Raw genomic sequence first — 19,422 nt, forward strand, 5'->3', positions numbered from 1 at the left:
TGGAGATATGGGCCCGAAGCAGAAACCAGGCCTCCTTTCTGATCTTCATTCTTAAAATGTGTTAGAAAATATAACGTAAATTGATGACGATGCCTACATTTTCTTATATTGTAGATTTTTCAGAAAATTATGTCAATATAACTGACGTAAAATTAAAGGATGAAAGTACCGTATAGTTCAAAAGTATTAAAAATTTTCGAAAATTCCTAATTTTGTATTGCGTTACGACAGAAACACCTATAGAATGTCGAATAAGGTAAATGTTAAAAAAATTCACACACTATGTGAATATAGGGGGACGGGGTATGTTTGATTGGTTAGGGTTTCGGAAAGGATTGCCGCTTTGGTGGTCATATCGGTTGAATCGTCACCTTAAAGAAGATGTGGAACATATCTTTGAAGGGATCGCTCATACACGGACAGAAATATTGCGCAGCTGGGTGAAAACGTATTGGTCACATCTGGATAGGCTGCATGCGATGTTATCCGAGTCGGCTTCAACTTCTTCACCGATTTCTCAGGACTCGGCAGTTATACAGAAAATGCTCACTGCTGCCCTGAAGAGCGGAGCGGACTTTTCGGAAATTTTTATATTGAATGAAAAAGCAGGTGTGAGTTACTCGACATACCCTGCTCATGTTGGCAAGACGTATGTTGTTGGAAGCGGTCTTATGAAAGGGTTGGAGGAGACGCGAAAAGGGGAGAAATGTTTGTTTGGTCCTTTTTCCGACCCGCTAACCTTGCAGATCGGTCCAAGCACCTCGCCGTTTCATGATGCGATGACGATGGCTTTTATTTTGCCTTTGGTGAAGAACGGAGAGTGGCAAGGGGCTATCTGCGGCCGCGTGCCTAACGATGTGCTAGGGGATTTGATTCAACGGGAATCCGGACATGTCTACCCAGATTCAGGGGATAACTATTTATTCATGGCGAAGCCGGTGTTGAATAAACAAATTGCGCCAGGAACGGCGTTGTCCCGCAGCCGGTTTGAGGATTTGACTTTCACGCATGGCGATAATTTGAAAGACGGCGTGCGTACGGATTTCGGTATCGTTGGCGTTAAGGAACATACGGAGTTGGAGCTGATCTTTACAGATCCGGCCACAGGGCAGCTGCATCCGGGCGTTGCGGGAACGATTGCCAAAGGAAGCAACCTGTTCGTGGAATTTCCGGGTTATTCGGATTACCGGCACATCTCGGTTATTGGAAAGGGAGTTACGTTCCAACTGCCGCATTGCCCGGATATTTGGGGGATGATGTGTGAAGGGGATCTCGAAGAGGTGTACCGGATTCGCAGCATTGATTGGAAAATGTTCAGCTTACAACTCAAATTTATTGTAGGTTTTATATTACTCTCGGGCGGTGGCTTTTGGCTGTTAAACGGTCATGTCTCAAGCGGGTTAGGCGCGGCGATTACAGCTGCCGCTTGTGCGATATACGGTTGGATCGGCTCTAGTATCATCAGGCGCAAAGGCAGTAAGCCGGTTGTTAAACAGCTTGCCCAAATCAATAAGTTCATCCGCCTAAACGCGGAAGGCAGCGGGGATTTGACACAACGCTTGCGCGTGCAGGAGTTTGCAGGGGATGAAACCCGGGAATTGGCGAAATGGATTAACAATATGATCGATTCTCTTGAGGGTATCATGCTGCAGGTGAAACAAGCGGCGGCTGAGGTTCAGATCAGTCAAGATCGGCTCAATGAATCGACCGGATCAACAGAGCAATCGACTGGCCGTATGAGCACCCAGATCCATAATATGATCCGTTCCTTGCGCGGACAGCTTAGGGACATTGACGTCGCCAAGGATGTGACGCAAAATATGAGCGGCACGCTGCGAGAGCTTGAAGAGAAAGCCTCGGATCAAATTGCAGTAGCCCAGGATGAAGTTGGCCGCATCGGGGATAAGATGGATCAGATTTCAGCCAAGGTAGCCGAAACGAATCAGACCATTCAGACGTTCCTGCTTACTACGCAAGAAATTCCACAGTTGTTGAAAGTCATTGAGGAAATTTCGGCGCAGACGAATCTTCTCTCCCTGAATGCTTCGATCGAGGCGGCCCGGGTTGGCGAGCACGGCAAAGGTTTCGCCGTCGTCGCCGGCGAGATTCGTAAACTGGCCGATCTGACGAAGAAGTCGACGACGGAAATTAACGAGACGATTGAACAGATCGAGCGCCATGCGAATGAGGCCTTCCTCTCGATGGAGGAGGGCACGAAGGTCGTATTGGAGGGGACGCAAATCGTGGCGGCGGCCTCCGAAATTCTCAGCAGCGCGAGCGCCCATGACACCATGAAAACGCAAGTGGTGGAGGAAGTGGTGGCGCTGATGGAGAAGGTGGCGGGCGTGAGCAAGGAGAACCGCCAAATCTCCGCGGAGGTGGAGCAAACGGTGCATGAGCTGCTGCAGGACATGCTGCATGTGCGCCAAACGACGGGAGATGTCGGGGCGATTACCCAATCGCTGCTCCAGCTCATGAATCAGTTCCAATTAACCGAAAGCCGTATTCGATAAATGTTCTAATCGTTCTTTATTCCTTCGCATGAGAGCTGACCCTACCTGCATAGAATGATAATGCAGATTAGGTCAGCTTTTTTTGCGTTTGCTCACGCACGAAGATTTCGGAGGAGACCCCCAAAGGAGGATGTAGAATGAAAGACCGTTTGAGCATTCAAACGAATACGGAGTATATCGTGGATCCGAGTTATTTTCCCGTACTCGTAGAACGTCTGAAGGAGGAACATTTACAGATGCGCGGACAGCTTGCCGAAATCCGCACGATGGCTGCTTCCTTGTACTCCCTCGAGGATTGCTCAATAGGCATGTGTAAGCTGATTGAACTCCAAGATCTGATTCTATCTCTGGTGGAAGAGCTGGAGCAGCATTCGGAATGGGAGGAAAGTGAGCTGTTTCCACTCCTGCAATCCTACTTGCCTCCGACGACTGCGCTGTCGGTTTCCCGTTCTGTGACGGTTCTGGAACAGGATCATGACTTGGCTAAAAGGGTTGTGCAAACTTTCGTTGACGGTGTGAATGCGATGAAAGTGCCGATAGATGAAGAGTTCCTGCATGTGATGGCGTCGGAATTAATGACGGCCTGCTTAATCCTGCTCAGGCATTTCACCTTGGAGGAGGAACTTGTGTATCCGCTTGCCGACCGCATCGTAGAGCAATTATCTTGAGTACATAGAAAAAGGGCCTTTCTCAAGTTGCCGAACTTGTGAATGGGCCCTTTTTTTAGCTAGTAAGAACTTCATTATCCCCCTGTTTTTCATAATATCAAAATAAAAAACCGCCCATCTCCAATCCGGAGAGAGCGGTCCTTGTGCTTCACGGCCATAATTCTAAATTTATATCAATGAATTTATGCTTCTAACGAGCTGAGCGTCTTCTCTTCACATTCCTTGGAGCAAAAGCTGTTATGCTCTTCTTCGCAAGCTTCACAGCATACATGCTTCAGATGGCACAAATCATTCGCACAGTTGATGTAGCGATCCTCAGGTTTGCCACAGTGGTAGCATTTGCCTACAATGATATCCTCGTCCGTACGGTTAATAGGAACCGAGATTCGCTCATCAAACACGTAACATTTACCGTCAAAAAGGCGGCCCTTCACGTCTTCATCTTTCCCGTAGGTGACAATGCCGCCATCGAGTTGGTAAACATCTGTGAAGCCCTCTTGAATCAGAAAGCCCGACAACTTCTCACAACGAATACCGCCAGTGCAATAAGTGAGAATCGGCTTGTTCTTAAATTCCTGAAGATTGTTGCGAATCCATTCCGGGAATTCGCGTGTTGTTTCCACTTCCGGACGAATGGCGCCGCGGAAGTGCCCGATTTCGTACTCGTAATGGTTGCGCCCGTCAAGGACGATAACATCCTCTTGTTGAAGCTTTTCATAGAAATCTTTGGGCTTCAAATGCGTGCCCGTCAGCTCATTCGGATTCACATCTTCTTCGAGACGGAAGGTAACGAGCTCTTTTTTAGGACGAACGAAAAGCTTTTTGAAAGCATGTCCTTCGCTCTCATCAATTTTGTAGACCATATCTTTAAAAAGAGGCATTTGGTTCATCATGGCGATGTAAGCGTCGGTTTGTTCCACGGTTCCGGAGAGGGTGCCGTTGATGCCTTCCGGGGCGATCAGAATACGGCCTTTGACGCCGAGCTTTTTGCAATAAGCCAGATGCTCTCGAGCTAATGCTTCATGATCTATCACATTAACGAATTTATAATACAACAAAATGCGGTATGGAGCGCTTTGTTCTGTCATGATCTTAAACCACCTATACATATAAAATACATGCTCCTGTCAGCGGGAGCCCTATGCATATAGTGACATAAAATCGCACATTTTTCAATCAAGCAGCAATTTTTGGATGGTGTGAAAGACCTCTTCCAAAGCGATCGCCAGGGATTGCACCTGATTTTGAATCAGGATGGTTTTGGATTCATCCAGAGGAGTAGACTGTTTCAACGTTTCTTCGAGCGCGGTAGCCGCGGCGTACACGCGATTGGCGGACAGGTTGCTTGATGAACCGCGCAATGTATGCAGGAGATGCAAGGCATCGTCATATTTGATTTGTTGAATAGCTGTTGTTAGCTGCTCAATCAAATCTTGGGACTGTACATGAAATTTCCTCAGCATTTGATGATAAATGTCGGTTTTGCCAAGCAGACGTTCCAGCGCTTCCTCCCTATCAAGTCCGGGTGCCGCCATTTTTCCGCTCAAGCTTAAACAAGTGCTCACAGCGGCAAATAAGCGATCAGGAATGATCGGCTTGGAGATGACCTCATTCATGCCAGCGCGAATGCAAGCTAGACGCTTCTCCAGGGTAGAGTCGGCGGTGACGGCAATAATGGGAATGTGCCGCCATTTGGGCTGAAGCCGAATGCGTTTCGCAGTTTCAATGCCATCAAGATCAGGCATATGGATATCCATCAGGATTAATTGGTAATCTGAGGTTTCCAGATGCTGTAAAGCTTCGAAACCATTAGAAGCTACTTGAACAACACCATTCATACTTTCCAAAAGGGAGCGAGCGACGGTCTGATTGATGTCATTATCCTCGACAAGCAGAATTCGCGGAAAGGATGGCCAAGCTACTTCACTTTCAAGTTTTCCGGCTTCAGAAGTCTGGTCGGCAACATCGGATGCATAACTGCCTGTGATTGTTTGCAGGGTTTGGTACAGAACGCTCCGGGAAACCGGCTTGACCAAAATCGCGTGCGGTGCGGCCTCCGCAGGCAGCTGCTCCAAGGCATCCCGGCCCGGCAAGGTTGTATAAATAATCGTTTTCAAGTTGTTCCGATTACAGGTCTCCAGCATGTCCAACCATACTTCTTCCCCATACATGTCAAAAGCCTCCATATCGAGCAGAACCAAATCCAGTGGAATAAGCTCGATAGCTTTCCTTGCTTCCTTCCAGGAGTAAACACCTGCCGCTTCCGAACACATAGATGCCAGCGTTTGCAGCAGCACGCGGTGCAGTTCGGGATGATCTTCCACAAGAAAGGCGCGAAGCGGGAAGCGGGTCTGTGACTTCGTCGTTTGCAAGGTTAAAGCAAAAGGAATGCTGACGCGGAACACACTGCCCAAGCCAGGCTCGCTGGAGGCTTCAATGGAGCCGCCCATATTGTCAATGATACTTTTGGATATGACGAGTCCAAGCCCTGTTCCCCCGAATTTGCGGCTCGTGACTTCATCAGCCTGAACGAATGGCTGGAACAGTTTGGCGAGCTGTTCATCATTCATGCCAATCCCTGTATCGCTGATCGTAAAACCGATAGAAACTCGATCTTCCTGAAGCTCCTGGACATGGACTCGCAGTGTGACGGTTCCTTGTTCTGTGAATTTAATCGCGTTGCTGGTTAAGTTCAAGAGAACCTGATACAGGCGCAAGGAATCGCCGATGAGGCCAAGCGGCACTCGCTCATCAATATCACAAATAAAATCGACCGACTTATGACCAAGCAGCACACTAAGCGTTTCGCACACACGGTCAATCGTATCATCCAGCAGGAAGGCATGATGTTCAATGGCCAGCTTGTCCACCTCCAGCTTGGAGAAGTCCAAGATGTCGCTGATGATTTGTGATAAAGAAAGCGAAGATTTGGTGATCTTGGCCATATAATCCTTCTGCAGCGGAGTCATCGCGGTTCGTTCCATCAAGTAGGATAACCCCACGATGCCATTAAGCGGCGTTCGAATTTCATGGCTCATCCGCGCAAGGAAAATGCCTTTGGTCAAGTTGGCGTCGTCAGCTTCCTGTTTCGCCAGAATCAACTCGTCTTTGGCCAACATTTGGTCGGTAATATCCCGCGAGATGGCGGAGAAGTAGCGTTCTCCCTTTTCGGCAGGCGTATGGGGAACGACCGTCACGGAGATGAAAATCCGGCGCTGCCCTTTCGTTAACGCCTCCGCTTCGAATTCCCAGAACCCTTCGCTTATTGCGGTAAGAAGCCCCTCATCGAGATCGACATCACTTCGGATATCCACGTACTCGCTGAAATGATATTTTCCTGTTTGTTCATTCTCTAAGCCGATTAAATTTTTACCTGCTTGATTCATATAGAAAATGTAGCCTTGCTGATCGAAAGAAAGGATGGCGTCCCGCGCGCTTTCTACAATGGTAAGCAGCCGCATCTTCGTTTCATTGCTTTCTTTAATGTCGCTGATATCGCGGGCAATGATGACGTAACCTTTGAGAGCGCCCCCCGGATGCGAAATAGCGCTGACACTCAATTGGACAAAAAGGCGGGTTCCATCTTTATGATGCCATATCCATTCGCTATCTTCTTTCAGATGGCGAAGCGAGCGGATCACGAGTGCTGTACAATCGGCAGGCACAAATTCTCCGAGCTCAATCGTGTATTTGGCAGCTCTTTCAACTAGCTGATCGTGATTCAACCATATCAGAGGTGTAGCTTTTTTATGTACATCCGTGAACGTATAGCCAAGAAGTTCGGTCGCCCGGCGGTTCAGGTGATTGATTGTAAAATGAGGGTCCGTGACGATCATTGCATATTGATTGTGCTGAATGAAAGCTTCAAACGGTTCGAAAAGTTCACGCAGATTTTCAATCATACCGTTTACGGAATGCGCAAGAGCGCCTAGCTCATCTTTGCTTTTAAACTGGAGCGGCTTGATATAAAAGTCGCCGGCAGCCACAGATTCTGTGACGCGCAGAATTTGTTGAATCCGTGAAATGATGAGCGAGTCCGCCGTTAAGCAAATCAGCAAGAACAAGATCGCGGCGGTTCCAGCGATTAAGCCAACGGTCCACCAAAGCAATGAACTGGCTGGTTGTTGGTAAACCGTCATCGGCATGGAATAACCGAGATGCCAATTTAAATTGGGCACACGGGCATAGAACCATTGCGCTCTTTTACCGTTATCCAAATATTGGTCCAAATAGCCAGCATCCTGCTGGAAGGCTTCATCCAAGACATAAGCCAATGAAGGGTTGTTGTTGATAACATTCTGTTTTAAAATTTTGCTGGCATCCGTATGGTACAGAATGGTTCCTTCGTGGTTCACAATGACGGTCTGAACCCCTTCAAGGGGCGTATGCAGGTGATCGCGAAAGGTAGCTTCCGCGTCTAGTGAAATATCGACGATGCTAGTAACTTCTTTGTTTTCGTCCCAAACAGGAGCGGTAATGGTAATGATATATTGGCCTGAAATTTCACCGATATAAGGATCTGATATGTATGTTTTGCCGAGCAAAGCCTCTTCGAATCTCCGCTGACCTTTGATATTCAGCTTTTGACCCGTGGTAAGAAGAAGATTCCCGTCCGGATCCACGACCCCCATTGCCAAAAAGCGATTGTTCCCGGTTTGCAGTTCTTGGGTTAAGTAGGCCAACCGTTCCTGAACAGTTCCATTTTTCATGACGCTAACACGGCTTATCATCTCAACTTCGGCTAGGCGAATGGACAGGAAGTCATATAAATTTTGCGCGGAATTGGCGACAGAAGTGATGGATTGGGCTTTGATTTGCCCAATTAATTTTTCTTTTGAAAGCTTGTAATTCGTAAAACCTACAACCGTTAATGAAAAAGTAGTGATTAGAACAAGAAGTGCAACAAGCTTGAAACGTAAAGAGAGTGACATCGGAAGCCTCCATAAATCGTCAAGATTCATCAAAATGTTAGGAAAACTTACAATTTTGATAACCGTATTACGTAATTCATTTAACGATTTCGTTTTATGATGATAGGTAACAGGATGATTTGAGTATACATCATTGTTGGGTCATTCATTCATTACTTGGAGGGATTTCAATCATGCGTTCTACTGTAAGATCGAAAATGATGATGGTATTTGCAATTATTTTTCTCATGGTCGCAGGGTTAAGTTTAACCGATATGACGCGGATGGGCGTGCTCAAAGACAACAGTGCGGAGATGGCTACGAATTGGATGGTAGGGGTGCAAATCATTGATGAGATTCATTTTAACTCGGAGCATATTTTAACCCTCTATTATCAGAAAAAATTAGAACCGGATCCCAAAAAACATGAGCCTCTCGATGCAGGCATTGCTCAAGCAATGACAGGAATCGACAAATTGTTAGAAAACTATAAGGGAAGTCTCTCCGGGGACGAAGATACAACCAAGTTCAATGAGCTTAACAAAAGCTGGGAAGAGTTTAAAGCAGCCTTCTTGGTAAACAAACAACTTTCCGCTGATTCGACGAAAACGAAGGAGGCTGCAGAAAGCCTTCAGGCTCTGTCTACCGCATTTGGCAAAGCGCAAAAAACGATGGCGGAAATGGTAACTTTTAACCAGGATGGCGGAAAGCTGGCGGATCAAGAAAATAAAAATCTGTACCAAAAAAGTGTCATGATCTCACTCATCGTATTAGGTGCATTGATCGTCTTCATGCTGGCTGCTTGTTACGCACTTGTTAGCAATATTTCCACACCTGTTCGCAAAACGTCACAGGCTTTAAACCGCATTGCGAACGGCGATCTTACCGTGGAGCCAATTATCGTGAAAAATAAAGATGAAATCGGCGACTTGGCCGGCTCCGTGAATCAAATGGTCGACCACCTGCGCCATTCGGTGCATCATATGCTGCAAGCTGCGGGTAGTGTGGCAGCATCCTCCCAGCAGCTATTTGCCAGTTCGGAGCAAAATACGTCCGCTTCCCAGCACGTGGCGGCAGCTGTGCAGGAATTCGCAACCGGTGCGGATATCCAAGCGCAAAGCTCGATGGAGTGCGGCAGAGCGATGGAGGAAATGTCGGTTGGCATTCAGCGAATCGCAGAGACGACCTCGGATGTATCGGAGCTGTCCATTTCCGCTACGCAAATGGCGGAGGAAGGCACACACGCTATGGAGCGGGTTGTTTATAAAATGCAAGCGGTCAGCCAGTCGGTTGATTCGGCGAATCAGGTCATTCAAGATCTGGAGAGACACTCCCAGAGCATTGGGCAAATCTCGACGCTGATTGGAAATATCGCTTCCCAAACGAATTTGCTCGCTTTGAATGCAGCGATTGAGGCTGCGCGTGCCGGGGAGAGCGGCAAAGGATTTGCGGTTGTTGCGGGAGAGGTTCGCAAGCTGGCCTCCCAAACGGATGAATCCGTGCGTGACATCTCTGAACTCATCTCCAACATTCAAAGGGATTCTGTTCGCGCTGCGGGGGTTATGAACACTGGACTCCTGGAAGTACAGGAAGGCTTGAAAGAAGTGGGCAGCGCCGAGATGGCCTTCGGTCAGATCGTAGCAGCTTCTCAGGAAGTAGCGAGCAAAATTCAGGAAACCGCTGCGGCTGCACAGCAGATGGCTGCTTCCACCGAGGAGATTGCCGCAACAGTGGCCAATGTCGGTTCTGTCGCACAGCAAACATCAGGAACAGCGCAGTCTGTAGCTGCTGCAACGGAAGAGCAGCTGGCTTCCACCGAGGAGATAACCTCTTCGGCGAGAAACCTGTCGACGATTGCCCAGGATTTGCATCAAGTGGTGACGGCTTTCCGTGTTTAGACCTGGCTTCATAAGCTAGTTTAATAGAACTTCTCTGAGGCTGTCTCAGGGAAGTTTTTTTCTATTCAAACAACTATTTTTCGTTGTAAAGATGGCTGTGCAGCAAAGTTAAAAGGGCTACGTTGTATTACATACAACGTAATGGTGTGGTCAGACCGCGATCGCGGTCTTTCGTTGCGCAAAATACAACTATTTGTTGCGAAAGGTGAATTGTAAGCGTTTTAAATGCAAGAATCGTTGTAGTAAGTGCACTATAGAGGCGAAGTGAGGCTCTTTTACGGCTAAATGGTTGCGCAAAATACAACATAGCTGTCACTGTCGCTGCTATCGCTCCAACGGTTCCTCCCTGGAGGGGAACTACAGGGCTCTATTTCATCGAAATAGTCTCTTCTTCACCTGGAGGGGAACTGACGTCTTCTATTTGTCCGTTTTCTTGAAGAAATCGGGTTAGGCGGTCAAATAGGGCCCTGCAGTTCCACATGAACGCGGAAACGGGCTTAATTTGTTAGAATAGCGCCCTTCAGTTCCTTTAGGTGGCCAGCCAGCTTAGCTCTCCTATGAGGATGCCCCCTCCGCCAAATGTCTCAGTAACGCTGGATTTTTAGCGTCGTTGGGTGTTCTCCACCGCCAAAATTCGCTCCCACTGGGCTCTTAACAAGCTAAACTACAAAAGGAAATTAACTGTCCAACGATTCCTTTCTCCTCAACGAGGAACGACTGGGCGCCATTTCATTGAAATAGGCCTCGCGCGCACCAAAGAAACTTGCTAATGCATCAGCCCTGCTCTCTCCCCAGAACGCAAATTCAGTTACGACGGGCGGAGCGACTAATTCTTCAAGTACCGAGGGGACTACATCGGTTAATGAAACCACTACGAGCTTGAGCGGTGCGCACAGTACATCAGACACAGATAGCAACTCAACGGCAACAGAATCTTCAACGAGCAGCAGTGGGGCTAATAATGCTTCGGACACAGACAGCTCAGCTACAGTCAACGAAACGCTCACAAGCACAAGCGGCTCGAACAATACATCCGATACGAACGCAACAAGCAGCCAACGGATTGGCGAGTTCAGCCAATAATTCTGCGAATACCGTCTCCAACGGAAACAGCTTCACAGTGGGCAATAGCACGCTTATTAACTTTAGCGACAATACGTTGCTGATCAGTGTGTTGCTCCTCCTGGCGAAAAATTGCTGCTGTCACCCGGTCGGCTCAAATGCTAAAGGCGGGTGCAGTTGCGGGGGTGGCTTGAAAGGACTATCCGGTTTGGAAGGGCTTGTTACGAAGTTTTTGGAAGAGGAACGCGAGAAAAAACAAATGATGTTTGAGCTATTAAAACAAAACAATTCCATCAACTAGGAGGTGCACTTCTGTGAGTCTAGTTAACAGTTCAAAATCACAATTCTCTTTTATCAAGAAAGAAAATCAAGATGACTTGGCCATTACGATTAACAACTCTTCGAAAGAAGTGCGTACTCTCTCTTTGGCTGTAAGAGATGCCGACACAGGAAACAGGCTGCCCGCGACAATAAATGGAGAGTATCTAGCAGATGAGGTACAAATTCCCCCGGAAACTCTGCGAGTTTTGCTCATTGATGTTTCTCACGCAAAACGTCAGGTAGTCGTTGAGTTCACACGCAACTCTTCAGGAGGCGGAATGTCGATTAGACAAAAAAACAGTTCAATGAACGGCAAGGTTGTAGATTTTATTGAATTGCTTTTAAAATGATAAAACGTTCAGACTTTTTCATTCGCTCGTGCGTCTTGTTACCGTGAAGGTTAGAACAAACACAAATGACTAGACCATAACGAATGAGGAGTGACGTGAAATGAGAAAAAATCCTTTTAACATGTTGAAAATGAGTGTGCTCGGATGTGCGGTGCTGGTTGGCGTAAGCGGTGCTGTACTAACCGCTGGATCAGCATCAGCAGAAACAGTGACGGCTGTTCCTATCAGCGCGAAGGTGACACCGATTGCCATCCAAGCCTCAGCGGTTCAAATGAAAGAGGTAGTGCTTACCTCCAAGACGGAAAATTTGAAGACGAATGTCAAAGTTCCTCAGCTTACCGGGATGCTGGATACGAAATATCAGGAGCAGTTGAATGATATTCTTTTGTCCCATGCCAATGAAGATTTGGCGAACTGGGAGAAAGAGGCGGATGAAGCTGCAGCGGATGCCAAAACCAAAGGGTTTACGTATCGTCCTTATGAACTCACCATTATTTATGAGTTGAAGTCGGATGGCACGGGTTCTCCGGCGGGGCTTGTCTCCCTGCAAATTACGACGTACGGAGCCACTGGAGGAACTGGCATGCCGCGCGTTGACACCTACAATGTGTTAAACCGTGAAGAAGCTCAGCGGGTTACCTTGCAGGATGTGCTTGGTGACAGTTACAAAGAAACCGTAAATGCTGGAGTTCGAGCAGCCATGGATGAGCATCCGGAAAACTATTTTAAGGACGATTTCAAGGGCATTGAAGAGTCACAAGGCTTTTATGTGGAAAAGGGAGAAGCAGTCGTCGTATTCCCGAAATATGCGATCGCACCGGGCGTGATGGGTTCACCGGAATTCCGGTTTCCACTAGCTGCGGATTTGACCATTCCTGTTAAACCGGAGCCGGCTCCCAAAATGGCTTTGGATTTGGCTGCTGGTGACCAAATAACGAGTGCAGAAGGCGTAAGCTTGGTGCCATTCCGTAAGGTGGCAGAAGGTCTTGGATATGAAGTAACTTGGAACCAAGCTACGTATGCGGCTGAGCTACACAAAGGAGCGCAATGGACGAGTGTGACCGTGGGCAAAGACAGCTATTTTTATGCGAAAATGGCACCTGTGTCCTTGGGCGCAGCCCCGGTCATTCAGAACGATACCTTGTATGTGCCGCTCAAGTTCGTGTCAGATATTCTGAAAGCAGAAGTGAAAACGGGAGATGCCGGCGTTTTACACATTGAACAGTAATTCATCCATAAGCTCATAACCACGAAGCCTCTAGTTCGCCCAAATAAATGGGTAAGCTGGAGGCTTTTCTATATCACATTTTTGAAAGCGTTTGCGTATACTATATTATCTCGTAAAAGGACTCCTTTTACGTTGCCAAAACTTGTAGGAGGTGGAAGATGACCATGTATTTGAAAAATGGATTGTCGGCGTGCATGGGACTCTGGTTTTTGGTCAGCCCCTGGGTGTTTGGATTTGAGGCTCAAACGAATGCGTTCTTTGTCTGTGTGCTGCTTGGAAGTGTGCAATTCGTGGGATCGCTGCTCGCACTAGGGAAGTCTGGGAAGCGGGTCTGGCAGAACTGGCTGTGCCTGTTGATTGGTGCCATTTTTATTCTCTTTCCGAATGTGTTCTACGTAGAGTTGATGGCCTATTTCTTGTTTGTCGTGCTTGGTTTCTTAACCATTCTCATCAATTACGCGAATTTATATGCCGACGAGCAATGATCGATTATACTGTTGTTAAGTACCAACTTCCTATAGGAGGAAACACATAGATATGCTCCGTTCATTAGAACTGATACACAACTATCGAACAGGGGACACCGCAGCAGCTTCTGAGCATAAATGGCTATCCTACATGGTTTCGGCGGAAGAGCGCATCGTGAACTTCGAGCGAATTCAGTCGATCCAGGAGCTGGCTCAGGCGAACCCTGTTCTTGATTATGTCCAGCGGACCTTGCTCAGGTTGGACGAGCTTGGGTTGTCTTTTTGGAAGAAGGAAGTGTTGGAAGAAGTACTGATCTGGTCTGAGGTCTCTAAAGGAGGTACTCTGAGGGATCGCTTCACGTGGCAAAATCAAGGCATTCATCTCTATGTACATAATCAAGGCTCCGCCCAACTGTACAAGCTTCATGCTGGGAATTCAAGTGATAAATCGGCTGTGATACATACGTTAATCTATACGCACGGGCTCATTGGACAGACGATTCGAGGGGAAGTCCCCCTGCGGGAACACGCTCCGTTAACCCAATTAGTGGAAGATCGCTTGTTATCGGCAGATGAGTTAAGGGATTTGCTTCTGGCGCTGAACGAGTGCATCATTGCGGCGGTTTCGGAAGAGCTTTGGCTTTCGGTCAGCAGTCAAGTAAGGTCGTTGATTGAGAAGATTTTATTAGGAGCATTGAAACCAGAAATTTCTTTGAAAGACAGGTTGGCTAAATTACGCGGCAACTCTATCCGAAAAGGTGAAAATTTCGAGCGGGACTATCAAAGGATTTTGGATGAAGCACCTGATCTGCTGGATGGTTTAGGGGCTTTTTTGGAAGCGACAACCTTGTGGTATGTAGAAGCGGCTTTTCAGGATTTTACATTAAGGCAGATGGTTCGTTTATTTCTGATTATCCAGGAGGCCTGCCGTGAAGGGGATTCGGTCCGCCATATCAGCTTTGAGCCCTTCATGAATATTTTGTATTACGATTACAAAGGCAGCAAGAAAGTCAACGTCTACAAGAAACGGATGATCGAAAAATATGTGGATGAGATGACGTGGGAAGAAATAGCTGAAGGAAAACTGGCGTGGAGCAACGGCCACTTGAAGCACCTCATTGAGCGGAAATCTCAGCTTGCGGATACCGTGTTTTTTACATGCCAATTTTCCCCTGCTGCTGAGAAGCTGATTGAATTTTGCGTAGAAGCCGAGAAGTCCCCGTTATATGAAAAGGCTGTACTGCTGCTATTCGATCTGTTTGAATTGCGGCGAGATGCCTATGACCGTTTTCACAATGAAGAAGATTATTTGAACACAATGAATCAAACGGCAGATTATAAGAAGTTGATGCTGGACTACGTTGTTGGGAAGCGTGTTGTCGATATCGGTCCGGGCGGTGGTGTCATGCTCGATCTGATTGAACAGTATTTGCCGGACAAGCATCCCATTGGGATTGACATTTCCTCAAACGTGATCGAGGCGCTGGAGCGCAAGAAGCAGCTGGAAGGTCATCAATGGACGGTTCTAAAAGGGGACGCGCTTGATCTGAAGCAGTACGTGGAACAAGGAACCATAGATACGGTCATCTTTTCCTCCATCCTACATGAACTTTACTCCTACATCCCTTATGATGGGAGAAAATTCAACCATGCGACCATTGCGGCGGCACTGCGCAGCGCTTACGATGTTCTTTCGCCTGGCGGAAGAATCGTGATTCGCGATGGGATTATGACGGAGCCTGTCGAGCAAAAGCGAACAATTCACTTTTTGCAGAATGGGGATATGGCGTATCTCGAACGGTATGCGAAGGATTTTGCTGGACGAGAGATCAAGTATGAGGTTGTTGAGGCGGATAAAGTGGTTATGCCAGTCAATGATGCGATGGAGTTTCTCTATACCTATACTTGGGGCGAGGAAGCGTATGTGCATGAAGTGCAGGAACAATTCGGTTACTTTACACCGAGTGAATACATAGCCTTTATCCATCGTACGCTGGGACCTGGGGCCAAAATTATTGAGAATAGACATTTCCTGCAGGAAGGATACACGGAAGCGCTGAAGGGCAAAGTAAAACTGCTGGATGAAAGTGGAACCGCGGTTGCGCTGCCGGACAGCACCTGTTTAATAGTCATCGAAAAATAGGCAGTTGCGATTTGCCATTCTGGAAAAAAACTATTGCACGCGCCATTTTAATATGTCATAATGAAAATATCAAAACGACAATATGATTAATCGCATCCAAGCAGGTGATCGCCTTGAACGCAGAAAATGAAAGCAATTATCAAGCCAGCAAATATCGTACGCCAGACGGTGCGCCTGCCGACATCGTGATCTTCACCATCACTTCCGAAGGCAAGGATTCCACGAAGAAGTCGCTCCCGCATAGAGAGCTGCAAGTGCTGCTCATTCAAAGAAAGCAGTGGCCTTTCGAAGGACAATGGGCGCTGCCAGGCGGATTCTCGTCCGAAAACGAAACGATTCAGGAGAGCGCGCGGCGCGAGCTGACGGAGGAAACGGGAGTTTCCGATGTCCACCTTGCCTACTTCAACGTGTACAGCACGCCGAAACGGGATCCTAGGGGGTGGATCATCTCCCACGCGTTTTTCGCGTTAGTGCATGAGCGCTTCCTGGAGAAGCGCCAAGCCGCGGATGATGCCGCAGATGTCCGGCTGTTTCCTGTGGAGGAAGCGCTCGCGATGGATCTTGCGTTTGACCACGAAATCATCGTTCGTGATGCGCTTGCCCAAATTCAGACGAAGATGCTCACGACAACGATTGCGAAAGAGTTCTTGTCCGAGGAATTCACAATCAGTGAATTGTATCAAGTGATTCAGACGGTCGTCCCGACCTTCAACGAGCGGAATTTTATCCGTAAAATTACATCTACACAGAGCCGCAAAGGGATTATTGAAGAGGTTCTGGACCACAACGGTCAAGGCAAAATGTCAAATCGCTATTCCCAACGTGCGGCTCAGCTCTACCGTTTCACTGATTATATGCCTCAGCTGTCCATTTACAGCTAGGCCTCTCTTTTACCCTTTGATATTGTCTTATTAATACTATCAAATATACTGAATCAAGGAGTTGGTTAAGATGAAAGCATTGATTATTATTGACTATACGGTCGATTTTGTTGACGGGAAGCTTCCATGCGGGGAACCTGGCATTGCCATAGAAACTCGGATTTCGGAGATCACGGAGGCGTTCGTAATGCAGCAGGATTTCGTTGTTATGGCGGTAGATCTGCATGATGAAAAGGATCCGTATCATCCGGAGACAAAGCTGTTCCCGCCGCACAATATCCGAGGCACAGCGGGCCGCGATTTATACGGCCGGTTGAAAACCGTGTATGAGCAGCATAAAAACGATATTTATTGGATGGATAAAACGAGATACAGCGCCTTCTGTGGTACGGATTTGGAGCTGAAGCTCAGAGCCGGAGGCATTCAGGAACTTCATCTGATTGGCGTCTGCACAGATATTTGCGTGCTGCACACAGCGGTGGATGCTTATAATAAAGGCTTTGACATCGTGGTCCATGAGGACGCGGTTGCCAGCTTTAACGGCCAAGGCCATGCATGGGCTTTGCAGCATTTTGAAAGCACACTTGGGGCTAAAGTTGTTCGCTGTTGGTAGTATGAAACAGCAGCATTAACAGGAATGCTAGGATCATCCAATATCATGAAGGAGATGTTCTCAATGCCACATACGACACAAGCTGAAATTCAAACTATATTGCATGTAGAAAGCGAAATTAAGCCGGAGAACGAAATTCAACGCCGCATCCAGTTCCTTAAAGAATATCTTCGCTATACAGGAGCCAAAGGTTACGTACTGGGCATGTCCGGAGGCCAAGACTCCACATTAGCAGGCAAGCTGGCTCAAATGGCGATCGATGAAATGAATGCGGAAAGCGGCAAGGATGCTTATCAGTTTATGGCGGTTAGATTGCCCTATGGCATCCAAAAAGATGAAGAAGATGCGCAAGCAGCCATTCAGTTCATTGCGGCAAGCCAAGTCGTCACGGTCAATATTCAACCGGCCGTTGATGCATCGGTGAAGCAATTTGCGGAAGCGACAGGCGAAACGCTGAGTGATTTTCATAAAGGGAACGTCAAGGCTCGCGAGCGTATGAAGGTGCAGTATGATTTAGCTGCGCATTATGGGCTTTTGGTGCTGGGGACAGACCACGCCGCTGAGGCTATTACGGGCTTTTATACGAAACATGGGGATGGCGCCTGTGATGTGGCTCCCCTCTATGGGCTCGATAAGGGGCAAGGCAAGGAACTACTCAAGCGGCTTGGATGTCCGGAGCATTTGTATATGAAAAAGCCTACGGCTGACTTGGAGGATTTGAAGCCGGGTCTTCCGGATGAAGAAGCCCTTGGTGTTAGCTACGTGCAATTGGATACCTATTTGGAGGGCCGCCCCGTTCCTGCTGATATCGCTCAGAAAATTGAGGAACGTTATACGATTACGGAACATAAACGCAGAGGACCGGTAACTTGCTACGACACTTGGTGGAAAGGATGATTTTATATGAACTACGAAAAGAATTATGAAAATTTGACGCTTCACACAGATAAATATCAAATCAATATGATGTACGCGCATTGGTTGAAAGGCACGTATCAAGAGAAAGCCGTTTTCGAGGTGTATTTCCGCAAGCTGCCGTTTGACGGCGGATACGCTGTTTTTGCCGGCTTGGAGCGGCTCGTTCATTATATCAAGCACCTGCGTTTCGGGGATGACGAAATTGCTTATCTGCGCGAACAGGAAGAGCATTACCGCGAAGACTTTCTTGAAGCTCTGCGCGCGTTCAAGTTCAGCGGCGATCTGCAATGCGTACCGGAAGGTACGCTCGTTTTCCCGAACGTGCCGCTTGTGCGCGTAGTCGCCAGCATCTTTGAGGCGCAGTTCGTCGAGACGGCGATTCTCAACTTCGTGAACTACCAGACGCTTATCGCGACGAAAGCTTCGCGGATCAAACAGGTCGTCCCGAACGAGGTGCTGCTCGAGTTCGGGACGAGGCGCGCCCAAGAGGCTGATGCCGCGATCTGGGGCGCAAGAGCCGCCTACATCGCGGGCTTCCACGCGACGTCGAACTTGCGGGCCGGGATGCTGTTCGGCATCCCGACCAAGGGCACCCACGCGCACGCATGGGTGCAGGCCTTCGACACGGAAGAGGAAGCTTTCCGTGTCTATGCTGAGGCGCTTCCGGAGCAAGTGACGCTGCTCGTGGATACGTACGACACGCTGCGCAGCGGCGTGCCGAACGCCATTAAGATCGCGCGCATGCTGCAGCAGCAAGGCAAGCGCATGAACGCCATTCGCCTCGACAGCGGCGATTTGGCGTATTTATCCCAGCAGGCGAGGCTGATGCTGGATGAGGCGGGCTTTCCCGAGGTGGCGATCGTCGCCTCGAACGATCTCGATGAGAATATCATCGAGGGGCTGAAAGCCCAAGGGGCCAAAATCGATGTCTGGGGCGTAGGCACCCAGCTCATTACCGCTGCCGATCAGCCTGCGCTCGGCGGGGTTTACAAGCTTGTTGCCCTGGAGAAAAACGGCGAGTTCGAGCCGGTTATCAAAATTTCTGGCAACCCCGAGAAAGTGTCCAATCCTGGCTTCAAGGAAGCCTACCGGATTATCAACAAAAAAACCGGTAAGGCGGAAGCCGATTACCTGGCTATGGAGCACGAGGCCGATATTCAGCGCGGCGAGCGAGTGAAGTTGTTCGATCCCACGCATACGTATATCTACAAGTATATCGAGGACTACGAAGCGGTTCCGCTGCTTAAACCGATTTTTACGGGAGGCGAGCTTGTCTATGAGCTGCCTACGTTGGATGAGATTCGGGCGTATCACAAGGAGCAAATCCGCACGTTTTGGCCGCAATATTTACGCAAACTCAACCCGGAAGGCTATCGTGTTAACTTAAGCACAGAGCTATGGGAGTTGAAAATGAATTTGATCCATGCGCATACCATTATGTGATTGGATA

Annotated in this window: 15 protein-coding genes; 12 read left to right on the forward strand and 3 right to left on the reverse strand. The window is 48.1% G+C overall.

The features are described 5' to 3' along the window. Nucleotides 1-305: 305 nt before the first annotated feature. Both AC3WTJ_RS20100 and AC3WTJ_RS20105 read left to right on the forward strand, forming a co-directional pair. On the forward strand, nt 306-2,513 hold the full coding sequence (locus AC3WTJ_RS20100) for a methyl-accepting chemotaxis protein (protein ID WP_492523356.1): 2,208 nt from the start codon (nt 306-308) through the stop codon (nt 2,511-2,513). Between the two features lie 137 nt (nt 2,514-2,650). Further along, nucleotides 2,651-3,181 (forward strand): hemerythrin domain-containing protein, encoded by a 531-nt coding sequence (locus tag AC3WTJ_RS20105; RefSeq protein ID WP_492523357.1) that lies wholly within the window; start codon nt 2,651-2,653, stop codon nt 3,179-3,181. 182 nt (nt 3,182-3,363) lie between these two features. On the opposite strand, the gene trhO is transcribed toward AC3WTJ_RS20105, so the two are convergent. Next, on the reverse strand, nt 3,364-4,269 hold the full coding sequence (trhO, locus tag AC3WTJ_RS20110) for an oxygen-dependent tRNA uridine(34) hydroxylase TrhO (protein ID WP_492523358.1): 906 nt from the start codon (nt 4,267-4,269) through the stop codon (nt 3,364-3,366). Nucleotides 4,270-4,353: 84 nt separating this feature from the next. Continuing rightward, entirely contained in the window at nt 4,354-8,112 is a 3,759-nt protein-coding gene (locus tag AC3WTJ_RS20115) for a response regulator (protein WP_492523359.1), read from the reverse strand. 173 nt (nt 8,113-8,285) lie between these two features. Between AC3WTJ_RS20115 and AC3WTJ_RS20120 the strand changes: the two genes are divergently transcribed. After that, the gene (locus tag AC3WTJ_RS20120; protein WP_492523360.1) at nt 8,286-9,989 is read left to right on the forward strand and encodes a methyl-accepting chemotaxis protein; all 1,704 of its coding nucleotides are present in this window, start codon (nt 8,286-8,288) and stop codon (nt 9,987-9,989) included. Nucleotides 9,990-10,666: 677 nt separating this feature from the next. On the opposite strand, the gene AC3WTJ_RS20125 is transcribed toward AC3WTJ_RS20120, so the two are convergent. Further along, entirely contained in the window at nt 10,667-10,963 is a 297-nt protein-coding gene (locus AC3WTJ_RS20125; RefSeq protein ID WP_492523361.1) for a hypothetical protein, read from the reverse strand. On the opposite strand from AC3WTJ_RS20125, the gene AC3WTJ_RS20130 reads away from it, so the two are divergent. The 9 genes from AC3WTJ_RS20130 to AC3WTJ_RS20170 all read left to right on the forward strand — a co-directional run bounded on the left by AC3WTJ_RS20130 (nt 10,951) and on the right by AC3WTJ_RS20170 (nt 19,415). Continuing rightward, nucleotides 10,951-11,352 carry a hypothetical protein gene (locus AC3WTJ_RS20130; RefSeq protein WP_492523362.1) on the forward strand — a complete coding sequence of 134 codons (402 nt, stop codon included), beginning with the start codon at nt 10,951-10,953 and terminating at the stop codon, nt 11,350-11,352. The two genes, AC3WTJ_RS20125 and AC3WTJ_RS20130, sit on opposite strands and share 13 nt — an antisense overlap. Before the next feature lie 13 nt (nt 11,353-11,365). Next, nucleotides 11,366-11,722 (forward strand): hypothetical protein, encoded by a 357-nt coding sequence (locus tag AC3WTJ_RS20135; protein ID WP_492523363.1) that lies wholly within the window; start codon nt 11,366-11,368, stop codon nt 11,720-11,722. 100 nt (nt 11,723-11,822) lie between these two features. After that, complete coding sequence (locus tag AC3WTJ_RS20140; RefSeq protein WP_492523364.1) at nt 11,823-12,950, forward strand: stalk domain-containing protein; 1,128 nt, start codon at nt 11,823-11,825, stop codon at nt 12,948-12,950. Nucleotides 12,951-13,108: 158 nt separating this feature from the next. Beyond that, nucleotides 13,109-13,435: an SPW repeat domain-containing protein gene (locus tag AC3WTJ_RS20145; protein WP_127456706.1), complete on the forward strand. Its 327-nt coding sequence runs from the start codon at nt 13,109-13,111 to the stop codon at nt 13,433-13,435. Between the two features lie 52 nt (nt 13,436-13,487). After that, nucleotides 13,488-15,560, forward strand: coding sequence for a class I SAM-dependent methyltransferase (locus AC3WTJ_RS20150; RefSeq protein ID WP_492523365.1), 2,073 nt, complete (start codon nt 13,488-13,490; stop codon nt 15,558-15,560). 113 nt (nt 15,561-15,673) lie between these two features. Beyond that, entirely contained in the window at nt 15,674-16,441 is a 768-nt protein-coding gene (locus AC3WTJ_RS20155; RefSeq protein ID WP_492523366.1) for an NUDIX domain-containing protein, read from the forward strand. A gap of 70 nt (nt 16,442-16,511) precedes the next feature. Further along, on the forward strand, nt 16,512-17,054 hold the full coding sequence (locus tag AC3WTJ_RS20160) for a cysteine hydrolase family protein (RefSeq protein ID WP_492523367.1): 543 nt from the start codon (nt 16,512-16,514) through the stop codon (nt 17,052-17,054). A 63-nt stretch (nt 17,055-17,117) separates the two neighbouring features. Further along, the gene (nadE, locus tag AC3WTJ_RS20165; RefSeq protein ID WP_492523368.1) at nt 17,118-17,951 is read left to right on the forward strand and encodes an NAD(+) synthase; all 834 of its coding nucleotides are present in this window, start codon (nt 17,118-17,120) and stop codon (nt 17,949-17,951) included. Between the two features lie 6 nt (nt 17,952-17,957). Continuing rightward, nucleotides 17,958-19,415: a nicotinate phosphoribosyltransferase gene (locus AC3WTJ_RS20170; RefSeq protein ID WP_492523369.1), complete on the forward strand. Its 1,458-nt coding sequence runs from the start codon at nt 17,958-17,960 to the stop codon at nt 19,413-19,415. The last annotated feature ends 7 nt before the right edge of the window (nt 19,416-19,422 follow it).

The sequence above is a fragment of the Paenibacillus sp. FW101-FHT12H11 genome, assembly GCF_058790355.1.

Bases quoted from the DNA above. Each gene is read 5' to 3' on its own strand.
- AC3WTJ_RS20100 (WP_492523356.1), top strand. From the start codon at position 306: ATGTTTGATTGGTTAGGGTTTCGGAAAGGATTGCCGCTTTGGTGGTCA.
- AC3WTJ_RS20105 (WP_492523357.1), top strand. From the start codon at position 2,651: ATGAAAGACCGTTTGAGCATTCAAACGAATACGGAGTATATCGTGGAT.
- trhO (WP_492523358.1), bottom strand. From the start codon at position 4,269: ATGACAGAACAAAGCGCTCCATACCGCATTTTGTTGTATTATAAATTC.
- AC3WTJ_RS20115 (WP_492523359.1), bottom strand. From the start codon at position 8,112: ATGTCACTCTCTTTACGTTTCAAGCTTGTTGCACTTCTTGTTCTAATC.
- AC3WTJ_RS20120 (WP_492523360.1), top strand. From the start codon at position 8,286: ATGCGTTCTACTGTAAGATCGAAAATGATGATGGTATTTGCAATTATT.
- AC3WTJ_RS20130 (WP_492523362.1), top strand. From the start codon at position 10,951: ATGCTTCGGACACAGACAGCTCAGCTACAGTCAACGAAACGCTCACAA.
- AC3WTJ_RS20140 (WP_492523364.1), top strand. From the start codon at position 11,823: ATGAGAAAAAATCCTTTTAACATGTTGAAAATGAGTGTGCTCGGATGT.
- AC3WTJ_RS20145 (WP_127456706.1), top strand. From the start codon at position 13,109: ATGACCATGTATTTGAAAAATGGATTGTCGGCGTGCATGGGACTCTGG.
- AC3WTJ_RS20150 (WP_492523365.1), top strand. From the start codon at position 13,488: ATGCTCCGTTCATTAGAACTGATACACAACTATCGAACAGGGGACACC.
- AC3WTJ_RS20160 (WP_492523367.1), top strand. From the start codon at position 16,512: ATGAAAGCATTGATTATTATTGACTATACGGTCGATTTTGTTGACGGG.
- nadE (WP_492523368.1), top strand. From the start codon at position 17,118: ATGCCACATACGACACAAGCTGAAATTCAAACTATATTGCATGTAGAA.
- AC3WTJ_RS20170 (WP_492523369.1), top strand. From the start codon at position 17,958: ATGAACTACGAAAAGAATTATGAAAATTTGACGCTTCACACAGATAAA.